This is a genomic window from Streptomyces sp. BK340, assembly GCF_007827595.1.
Taxonomy (GTDB): Bacteria; Actinomycetota; Actinomycetes; order Streptomycetales; family Streptomycetaceae; genus Streptomyces.
This window is the reverse complement of sequence record NZ_VISR01000015.1, coordinates 227,837-238,626: the sequence shown is the minus strand read 5'-3', so window position 1 is coordinate 238,626 and position 10,790 is coordinate 227,837. Positions and strand designations below refer to the sequence as shown.

The 10,790-nt window shown below is 69.0% G+C and carries 4 protein-coding genes, 1 tRNA gene and 1 rRNA gene; 5 read left to right on the top strand and 1 reads right to left on the bottom strand.

Annotated features, from left to right (window positions below; translation table 11 throughout):
* From rrf to FB157_RS25780, 3 genes are all read left to right on the top strand, one after another.
* Positions 1–86: ribosomal RNA gene (rrf, locus tag FB157_RS25790) — 5S ribosomal RNA — on the top strand; the annotation flags it as partial.
* 114 nt (positions 87–200) lie between these two features.
* Positions 201–863: a DegT/DnrJ/EryC1/StrS family aminotransferase gene (locus FB157_RS25785; protein ID WP_145883033.1), complete on the top strand. Its 663-nt coding sequence runs from the start codon at positions 201–203 to the stop codon at positions 861–863.
* 84 nt (positions 864–947) lie between these two features.
* Positions 948–1,020, top strand: a tRNA-Thr gene (locus FB157_RS25780).
* 73 nt (positions 1,021–1,093) lie between these two features.
* On the opposite strand, the gene FB157_RS25775 is transcribed toward FB157_RS25780, so the two are convergent.
* Complete coding sequence (locus FB157_RS25775; protein WP_145883021.1) at positions 1,094–3,850, bottom strand: SpoIIE family protein phosphatase; 2,757 nt, start codon at positions 3,848–3,850, stop codon at positions 1,094–1,096.
* A 411-nt stretch (positions 3,851–4,261) separates the two neighbouring features.
* On the opposite strand from FB157_RS25775, the gene FB157_RS25765 reads away from it, so the two are divergent.
* Both FB157_RS25765 and FB157_RS25760 read left to right on the top strand, forming a co-directional pair.
* Positions 4,262–9,721 (top strand): HAMP domain-containing protein, encoded by a 5,460-nt coding sequence (locus FB157_RS25765; RefSeq protein WP_145883019.1) that lies wholly within the window; start codon positions 4,262–4,264, stop codon positions 9,719–9,721.
* Between the two features lie 273 nt (positions 9,722–9,994).
* Positions 9,995–10,675: a two-component system response regulator gene (locus FB157_RS25760; protein WP_145883018.1), complete on the top strand. Its 681-nt coding sequence runs from the start codon at positions 9,995–9,997 to the stop codon at positions 10,673–10,675.
* The last annotated feature ends 115 nt before the right edge of the window (positions 10,676–10,790 follow it).

The following is a 10,790-nucleotide window of genomic DNA, read 5'->3' as shown; positions in this document are numbered from 1 at the left end:
GTTACATTCCGAACCCGGAAGCTAAGCCTCACAGCGCCGATGGTACTGCAGGGGGGACCCTGTGGGAGAGTAGGACGCCGCCGAACAAATTTTGAAAAGGTCGGACCCTGAACTTCGGTTCAGGGTCCGACCTTTTTACGTTCTCCTTAACGTGTCGTTCACGTTGCGCGCGGAACATCCAGCACATGGGTACTGCTGCAATGCTCAGGGCCGCCGGCGTCGGAGTCGGTGACGAGGTCGTCGTACCGGCCTTCGGGAACGTCGAAGTGGCCGAGGCCGTGACCCTGGCGGGTGCACTTCCGGTGTTCGCCGACATAGATCCGATCACCTACTGTCTCGACCCGTCGGCCGTGGAAGCGGCCGTAACTCCTCGTACCGTCACGGTCGTTGTGGTCCACCGGTTCGGCCGGCGTGCGGACGTCACGCGGCTGCACGAGGTCGGACAGCGGCACGGACTGCTCGTGCTGGAACAGGGTGAGTCCGAGGCGCCGTACGACGAGATGGCGCAGCGCCGGGAGCGGGCCGCCTATCTCGACGCCAAGTTGAAGGGCGTGAGCACCCCGGACGGGGGTGACTGCCACACCTACCAGCAGTACGTGGTGCGGGTGCCGGGCAATGGCCGGCCGGACCGCGATGCCTTCGCCCGGGCCCTGCGGGCCAGGGGAGTTGAGTGCCGCGTTCCCGTGAAGACGCCCGTGCACCGGCTGCCCGAGTTCCGGCGCTGCGTGGCGCTGCCCGAGACCGAGCGGGCAGCGGACGAAACACTTGCGCTGCCCGTGGACGCCTCCCTGACGAAGCGTGAGATGCAGCGGATCGTCTCTGCCTGCAACGCCCTTGGCGGTTTGCTCCAGCCCGCCTTCTGAACGGGCACCGAACGAATTTGGGAAACGGGCCTGTTCGGGGTACTCTTTTCTTGTCGCCGCGAGGGAAACCTCGGAAAAGACAAGGCCCCCATAGCTCAGTCGGCAGAGCGTCTCCATGGTAAGGAGAAGGTCAACGGTTCGATTCCGTTTGGGGGCTCAGCAATGAAGGCCTCGCCCTATCGGGCGGGGCCTTTGTCGTTTCTACGGACGCCCGGGCGGGCCCGGGGGCTTCAGTCCTTGTGAAGCCCCGGGACCCGCATCGCCAGAATCGCCATGTCGTCGGACGGGGCATCGGACGCGAAGCGTTCCACGGCACGCATGATGCGTGCCGCGACCGCGCCCGCCGTGAGGCCCGTGCAGGTGGTGAGGACGTCGGCGAGGCCGTCGTCGCCCAGCATGCGCGTGCCCTCGCGGCGTTCGGTGACGCCGTCCGTGACACAGAGGAGGACGTCGCCGGGGTCGAGGGTGACCGTCTCCTCGTACAGCTCCAGGTCCTCGATGACGCCGAGCAGCGGCTGGGGCTCGGCCGCAGCCGTCACGGTGCCGTCCTGGCGCAGCCGCAGCGGGAGCGGGTGGCCGGCGCAGACCACCTTCAGCTCGGCGCTGCCGTCCTCCTGCGGCCGCAACTCGCCGTACAGCAGGGTCAGGAATCGGCTGCGGTCGCCCTCGTCGAGGATCGCGGAGTTCAGGCGCTCGAGAACTGCCGGGCCGGACAGGCCCTCGCGGGCCAGCAGGCGCAGTGCGTGCCGGGCCAGGCCCGTGACCGCCGCCGCGTTCGGGCCCGTACCGCAGACGTCGCCGATGGCGAATCCGTAGGCGCCGTTGCCGATCGGGAAGAGGTCGTAGAAGTCGCCGCCGACCTCGTTGCCCTCGCCGGCCGCGCGGTAGATGACCTCGACCTCGACGCCGTCGATCTGCGGCAGGCCGGGCGGGAGCAGGCTGCGCTGGAGGGACTGGCTGATGGCCGTGCGCTCCGAGTACAGGCGGGCGTTGTCCAGGGCGAGCGCGGCCCGGCGGCTCAGGTCCTCGGCCAGTTCGAGGATCTCCTGGCGGAAGTGCTCGTCGGTGGGCTTGCCCAGCGTCAGCATGCCGATGACGCGGTTGCGGGCGACGAGCGGCAGGACGACCGTCTCGCCGCCGACGGCGGAGGCCGTCGCGAGCGTCGGGCCGATGCCCGAGGAGACCTGGCGGGTGGGGCCGCCGGACAGGCCGAGACTGCGCATCGAGGAGCGCAGGGCCGCCTGGTGGGCGACCTCGCCGGGAGCGGTCCAGACCCGGGCGCCGGGCGTGGGTACCGGGTCGGGCGCGGGAACCTTCGACAGCAGCGACTTGATGCCGTCGATGAGCTCTTCGTCCTCGTGCAGCACGTACGACAGGTACGGCTCGGAGGCCTGGTCGGCGATCGTGTAGACGGCGCACCAGGTGGCCAGCGTCGGGACCGTCATCTGGGCCATCAGGGCCAGGGTCTGGTCGCGGTCCAGAGTACCTGCCAGCAGGTCGGAGGCCTCGACCAGGAAGCTCAGGGAACCTCGGCGCAGCCGCTCCAGCTCGCCGAGGCGGGCCGACTCGACGGCCAGGGCGATGCGGTCGGCGGCGAACTGCAGGCGCAGCGCCTCCTCGTTGGAGTACCGGCCGGGTGCCTCGGCCGCCACGCCGAGGGAGCCCGTGAGGCGGCCCTCGACCTTCAGCGGGACCGTGACGACCGAGCGCATGCCGGTACCGGACAGCAGCGGTACGGCTCCGGGTACGGCGGTGAGGTCGTCGTGGACGGCGGGCATGCGCGCGGAGCCGTACCGGCCGGGGCCGGCCTCGACCGGGACGCGGGCGAAGCGCTGGCGGGCGGAGGGCAGGCCGGTGGAGGCCCGGACCTCCAGCTCGGTCTCGTCGTCGGTTGCCAGCAGCAGGAACGCGGAGTCGCCGTCGAGCATGTCGCGGGCGCGCTCCACCGTGCGTTGCAGGAGGCCGTCGAGGTCGTCCGGGGCGGGGGAGCCGATGAACACCTCGAAGGGGTCGGTGCTCTGGCCGTCGGAGCCTGCTGTCTGGTCGGTGGCGGGGCCGCGCAACGGCGTCTGCAGGACGGCGCGTTCGTGGTCCCGTACCAGGAGGCACACGGTGGAGGGTTCGCCGCCGGTGTCGCGGACCCTGAGGTGGGAGGCGTAGACCGGGGCCACGCGGCCGTCGGAGCCGCGGACGCCGTAACTGCCCTCCCAGCGTGAGAGCTGGAGCGCTTCGGCGATGCCGGTGCCGGTGCCCGGGGTGTGCGGCCAGGCGGCGAGGTCGGTGAGGGGCTTGCCGATGACCTCGGGGGCCGGGTAGCCGAACAGCTCCTCCGCGTCCTCGTTCCAGCTGCTGATGGAGCCCTTCCGGTCGATCTGGAGGACCGCGACGCGCACCCGGCCGTCGGCGAGCGGGAGGAGGTCGGCGGGGAGGGAGGGGCCGGCGGCGCGGGTGCCGACCGGACGCTCGGGCAGATCGAGATGGAACCAGACGTTCTTGTGGGTGGGCGTGTAGTCCACGCCCCAGCGGGCCGCCAGGGCCGCGCACAGCTGCAGGCCGCGGCCGCCCTCGCGGTCGGGGCTGCCCATGGAGGCCGGCGAGGCCTGCAGCGGGACCTCGCGCTCCGGGTAGCGGTCCGAGACCTCGATGCGCACGCCGTCCTCGGTGCGCAGGCACAGCACATCCGCGTGTGTGCCCGCGTGCACCACCGCGTTGGTCACCAGTTCGCTGGTGAGGACCACCGCGTCGTCGACGACGTCGGCGAAGCCCCAGCCCTGGAGGGTGTCTCGGACGAAGGACCGGGCGGTCGCGACGGATCGCCCGACGGGTTCGAAACTGGCGGCCGCGCGCGCGGTGATCACAGAACTCCTCGGCCGGTTGTCGACGTGCAGGGCAGCGTGGCCGGCCGGCTCGCGCCGCTGCTGCGGCATCCGTTCGCCCGTCGGCCGTGGCTCCGGGGTATGTCCCCCGGGGATCAGTCCGGTGGTCATGGTCTGCGGCCGCCCCTCCGATGCCCGCTCGTGCTCGTGCCACCGCCCAGGCCGGTCGGACCGGTGTGGCTGGACAGCCGCATGCAAGGTTACTTACCTTCGCCCTCCGAGCGGATGCCGGTCGCCGGTGTTTACGCCCCCAGGGTGTGCGGACGATGTGCGAAGCTGCCGAACTGTTATGGCCTGGTTCGGCCGGGGTGAAACACTGGGCAAGCTTCTGATGAAGGTCCGGTCATGCTGCGTGTGTTCCGTGTACGGAGGGCAGCAGCCTCTGGTGTGGCCGGATCTCGTCTGGCAGAAATACCGAGCAGTAACGAATGCGCGGAAGTATTCGGTGAGCCGGGTGATCGGCCCGGCCGGGCCGACGCGGTGAGCACGGCAGTGATGGTCTACCCCTTCGGGAGGGACACAGTGGAGTCTGGCGCAGGGACGCGGGGCACGAAGGCGCGCGCGAAGGGCGGACCGTCCCTGGGCAGGAACGGCGGCACCACCGCCGTGGACACGGCTGCCCTGAACCGGCTGCTGGTGGCCCTCGTGTCGATGCGCGACGGCAACTTCCGCAAGCGGCTCACGGTGTCCGGCGACGGCGTGATGTCGGAGATCGCCGCGGTCTTCAACGAGGTCGCGGACCGGAATCTGCATCTGACCGGTGAGCTGTCACGGGTGCGGCGCATGGTCGGGCGTGAGGGAAAACTCACGGAACGGCTGGAAACAGGTGCCTGCGAGGGCTCCTGGGCGGCCGCGATCGACAACTCCAACGCGCTGGTCGACGATCTCGTCTGGCCCGTCTCGGAGGTCAGCCGGGTCCTGACGGCGGTCGCCGAGGGTGATCTGTCGCCGCGGATGGACCTGCGCACCCAGGCGCCCGACGGAACCGGGCATCCGCTGCGGGGCGAGTTCCTGAAGGTCGGCCGTACCGTCAACAACCTGGTCGACCAGTTGTCGACGTTCACCGACGAGGTCACGCGCGTGGCCAGCGAGGTCGGCACCGAGGGCAAGCTCGGCGGCCAGGCCCGGGTGCGTGGTATGTCCGGTTCATGGAAGGACCTGACCGAGTCCGTCAACACGATGGCGAACCGCCTCACCGCTCAGGTGCGCGACATCGCCCTGGTGACGACGGCGGTCGCGCGGGGCGATCTGTCACGCAAGGTCACCGTGCATGTCGCCGGCGAGATGCTGGAGCTGAAGAACACCGTCAACACGATGGTGGAGCAGCTGTCCTCCTTCTCCTCCGAGGTGACCCGGGTGGCCCGCGAGGTGGGCACCGAGGGCATCCTGGGCGGCCAGGCGCAGGTGCCCGGGGTGGCCGGCGTGTGGAAGGAGCTGACCGACTCCGTCAACACGATGGCGGGCAACCTGACCGCACAGGTGCGGGGGATCTCCCAGGTCACGACGGCGGTCGCGAACGGTGACCTGTCGCAGAAGGTGACGGTTCCGGCGCGCGGCGAGGTCGCGCAGCTCGCCGAGACGATCAACCAGATGACGGAGACTCTGCGGATCTTCGCGGACGAGGTCACGCGTGTGGCCAACGAGGTCGGTGGGGAGGGCCGACTCGGCGGGCAGGCGAACGTGCCGGGCGCTGCCGGCACCTGGAAGGACCTGACGGACTCCGTCAACACGGTGTTCCGGAATCTGACCACACAGGTGAGGGACATCGCCGCGGTGACGACCGCCGTGGCCAGTGGTGACCTGTCGCAGAAGGTCACCGTCGACGTGGCCGGCGAGATGCTGGAGCTGAAGAACACCGTCAACGGCATGGTGGACCAGCTGTCGGCGTTCGGTTCCGAGGTGACCCGGGTCGCGCGGGAGATCGGCGTCGAGGGTGAACTGGGCGGCCAGGCGCAGGTGTCGGGTGCGGCCGGTACGTGGAAGGACCTGACGGACTCCGTCAACACGGCGTTCCGCAACCTGACCGGTCAGGTGCGCAACATCGCCCAGGTCACGACGGCGGTGGCCAACGGTGACCTGTCGCAGAAGGTCACCGTCGACGTCTCCGGCGAGATGCTCCAGCTGAAGAACACCGTGAACACGATGGTGGACCAGCTGTCCTCGTTCGCGGACCAGGTCACGCGGATGGCCCGGGACGTGGGTACGGAGGGCCGGCTGGGCGGTCAGGCCAGGGTCGACGGTGTCTCGGGCACCTGGAAGGAGCTGACGGACTCCGTCAACTTCATGGCCGGAAACCTGACGTCGCAGGTGCGCAACATCGCCCAGGTGACGACGGCGGTGGCCAACGGTGACCTCTCGCAGAAGATCGACGTCGACGCGCGCGGGGAGATCCTCGAGCTGAAGAACACCATCAACACGATGGTCGACCAGCTCTCCGCCTTCGCGGACCAGGTGACCCGGGTCGCCCGGGACGTGGGTACCGAGGGCCGGCTCGGCGGTCAGGCGCAGGTGCCGGGTGTGGCCGGTGTGTGGCGGGACCTCACCGACTCCGTGAACGGCATGGCCGGAAACCTCACCGCCCAGGTGCGCAACATCGCCCAGGTGGCCACGGCCGTGGCCCGCGGTGACCTCTCCCAGAAGATCACCGTGGACGCGCGCGGGGAGATCCTGGAGCTGAAGAACACGCTGAACACGATGGTCGACCAGCTGTCGTCGTTCGCCCAGGAGGTCACCCGGGTGGCCCGTGAGGTGGGTACGGAGGGCATCCTCGGCGGTCAGGCCGAGGTCCAGGGAGTCTCCGGCACCTGGAAGGACCTCACGCAGTCCGTGAACTTCATGGCGAACAACCTGACCATCCAGGTGCGCAACATCGCCGAGGTGACGACGGCGGTCGCCAAGGGCGACCTGTCCAAGAAGATCACCGTTGACGCGAAGGGCGAGATCCTCGAGCTCGTCACGACCGTCAACACGATGGTCGACCAGCTGTCCAGCTTTGCCGAGCAGGTGACCCGGGTGGCTCGTGAGGTGGGCACCGAGGGCATCCTGGGCGGCCAGGCGCACGTTCCGGGTGTCACGGGCATCTGGAAGGACCTGAGCAACAACGTCAACCTGATGGCCAACAACCTGACCATGCAGGTGCGGAACATCTCCCAGGTCGCCGCGGCCGTCGCCAACGGTGACCTGACGCGTCAGGTGACGATCGAGGCGAGCGGTGAGGTGGCGCAGCTCGCCGACACCTTCAACACGATGGTGAAGACGCTGAGTTCGTTCGCCGACCAGGTCACCAAGGTGGCCCGTGAGGTGGGCACGGACGGCATCCTGGGCGGTCAGGCGCACGTTCCGGGTGTGGCCGGCACGTGGAAGGACCTCACCGAGTCCGTGAACCAGATGGCGTCCAACCTGACCGGCCAGGTGCGCAACATCGCCATGGTGACCACGGCCATCGCCAAGGGTGACCTGACGAAGAAGATCGACATCGACGCGCGCGGTGAGATCCTCGAACTCAAGACGACGATCAACACGATGGTCGACCAGCTGTCCAGCTTCGCCGAGGAGGTCACCCGGGTGGCCCGCGAGGTGGGCACCGAGGGGCAGCTCGGCGGCCAGGCACGGGTGCGTGACGTCGACGGCACCTGGCGGGACCTCACCGAGTCGGTGAACGAGATGGCCGGGAACCTGACCCGGCAGGTGCGCGCCATCGCGCGCGTGGCGACCGCGGTGACCCGCGGTGACCTGAACCTGAAGATCGACGTCGACGCGTCCGGCGAGATCCAGGAGCTGCAGGACTACATCAACAAGATGATCGCCAACCTGCGCGACACCACGATCGCCAACAAGGAGCAGGACTGGCTCAAGGGCAACCTCGCCCGCATCTCCGCGCTGATGCAGGGCCGCCGGGACCTGGCGGACGTGGCTTCGCTCATCATGAGCGAGCTGACGCCGGTGGTCTCCGCGCAGCACGGCGCGTTCTTCCTGACGATGCCGCTGATGGACGGCCAGGACCTCAGCGTCGACGCCGAGGACCGCTACGAGCTGCGGATGCTCGGCTCGTACGGCTACTCGATGGGCTCCATGCCGACGTCGTTCCGGCCCGGTGAGGCGCTGATCGGCACGGCCGCCAAGGAGAAGCGCACGATCCTGGTCGAGAACGCGCCGAGCGGCTATCTGAAGATCTCCTCCGGGCTCGGCGAGGCCCCGCCCGCGCAGGTGATCGTGTTGCCGGTCCTCTTCGAGGGCAAGGTGCTCGGTGTGATCGAGCTGGCGTCCTTCACGCCGTTCACGCAGATCCAGAGGGACTTCCTCAACCAGATCGCCGAGATGATCGCGACCAGCGTCAACACCATCTCGGTCAACACCAAGACCGAGCTGCTGCTGAAGCAGTCGCAGGAGCTGACCGAGCAACTCCGTGAGCGGTCGGCGGAGTTGGAGAACCGGCAGAAGGCGCTGCAGGCCTCCAACGCCGAACTGGAGGAGAAGGCCGAGCTGCTGGCCCGGCAGAACCGGGACATCGAGGTGAAGAACACCGAGATCGAGGAGGCCCGGCAGGTTCTGGAGGAGCGTGCCGAACAGCTCGCGGTGTCGATGCGCTACAAGAGCGAGTTCCTCGCCAACATGTCGCACGAGCTGCGTACGCCGCTCAACTCGCTGCTGATCCTGGCCAAGCTGCTCGCCGACAACGCGGACACCAACCTCACGCCGAAGCAGGTGGAGTTCGCCGAGACCATCCACGGCGCGGGATCCGACCTGCTCCAGCTGATCAACGACATCCTCGACCTGTCGAAGGTCGAGGCGGGCAAGATGGACGTCTCCCCGACGCGTATCGCGCTCGTCCAGCTCGTGGACTACGTGGAGGCCACTTTCCGGCCGTTGACCGCGGAGAAGGGCCTGGACCTGTCCGTGCGGGTCTCCCCGGAGCTGCCCGCGACCCTGCACACCGACGAGCAGCGGCTGCTGCAGGTGCTGCGGAACCTGCTGTCGAACGCGGTGAAGTTCACCGACTCCGGGTCGGTCGAGCTGGTGATCCGGCCCGCCGGTTCCGGTGTCCCGCAGGTCATTCGTGAGCAGTTGCTGGAGACCGGCTCGCTCAGCGATCCGGACGCGCCGCTGATCGCGTTCTCGGTGACCGACACCGGCATCGGTATCGCGGCGAGCAAGATGCGGGTGATCTTCGAGGCGTTCAAGCAGGCGGACGGCACGACCAGCCGCAAGTACGGCGGCACGGGCCTCGGCCTGTCCATCTCGCGGGAGATCGCACAGCTGCTCGGCGGTGAGATTTACGCGCAGAGCGAGCCCGGCCGCGGCTCGACGTTCACGCTGTACCTGCCGCTGCACCCGAGCGAACTGCCGCCGCAGGGCTACCAGCAGTCCGTGACCCCGCTGGAGGCGGGCGAGCTGGTCGCCTCCGCGGCCGGGCTGTCGTCCGAGCTGTCCGCCGTGGAGATCGAGACGCCGGCGGAGGTGAAGTCGTACCAGGAGACGCAGAACGGCGCCGCCGCGCTCTTCCGGCGCCGCCGCCGGAGCCTGCCGCCGGTCGAGTACCGCCCCGAGCGGTGGGCGACGGTCGGCGAGCAGGAGAGCGCGCCGCAGCCGGACCGAGCGGTACGGTTCGGCGGTGAGAAGGTGCTGATCGTCGACGACGACATCCGCAACGTGTTCGCGCTCACCAGCGTCCTGGAGCAGCACGGGCTGTCGGTGCTGTACGCCGAGAACGGACGCGAGGGCATCGAGGTGCTGGAGCAGCACGACGACGTGGCGGTCGTGCTGATGGACATCATGATGCCCGAGATGGACGGATACGCGACGACCACGGCGATCCGCAGGATGCCGCAGTTCGCGGGGCTGCCGATCATCGCGCTGACCGCGAAGGCGATGAAGGGCGACCGGGAGAAGGCGATCGAGTCGGGTGCCTCCGACTACGTGACGAAGCCGGTCGATCCGGACCATCTGCTGGCGGTCATGCGGCAGTGGATGCGTGAGGAGTGACGGGGTGACCGGCGCGGATGTGAACGCTGGGGGAACCTTGGGAGTGCACTCGGAGTTGTCGTTCCGAAGGGTCCGGGGGCGTGCGGGAATCCCGGATTCCGGGAACTTTCCGGTCTCTCGCGGCGTTTCCGTTGCGTGCACAGTGACATCGCGGTGACAGGGTGTGGCGACGGGCGGGGTGCGGCTACGATGACCGGCACAAGGACGGGCGGCGAAAGGGAGTCGTCCCCTGGGGCGGCGCCCGGTGTACCGCCGGGGCGAGGAGGGCGGGCCATGGTGCAGAAGGCCAAGATCCTCCTGGTCGATGACCGGCCGGAGAATCTGCTGGCGCTGGAGGCCATCCTCTCTGCGCTCGATCAGACGCTGGTGCGGGCATCGTCCGGGGAGGAAGCGCTCAAAGCACTGCTCACGGACGACTTCGCGGTCATTCTGCTGGATGTCCAGATGCCGGGCATGGACGGTTTCGAGACCGCGGCGCACATCAAGCGGCGGGAGCGGACCCGGGACATCCCGATCATCTTCCTCACCGCGATCAACCACGGTCCCCACCACACCTTCCGGGGCTACGCGGCGGGCGCGGTCGACTACATCTCGAAGCCGTTCGACCCGTGGGTGCTGCGCGCGAAGGTGTCGGTCTTCGTCGAGCTGTACATGAAGAACTGCCAGCTGCGCGAGCAGGCGGCGCTGCTGCGGCTCCAGTTGGAGGGCGGCGGCAAGGGCGCGGTCGGCGGCAAGGAGTCGGCCGGGCTGCTCGCCGAGCTGTCGGCGCGGCTCGCGGCCGTCGAGGAGCAGGCCGAGGCGCTGTCGAAGCAGCTGGACGACGAGTCGGCGGACGCGGCAGCGGTGGCCACGGCCGCGCATCTGGAACGCAAACTCACCGGGCTGCGCCGTGCGCTCGACGCGCTGGAGCCCGGTGCGGGCAGCGGTACCGCGTCGGTGCCGACGCAGAACTGACACTCGCCGGGGGCGCAGTTGCCCATGAGCGTGCGTCAGTTCCGCGCCCCGGCAAGGGCGACACGAACGGGTGAAGCAGTGGGCACGCGTGTCCACTGTCGTCTCCCCCGGTAAC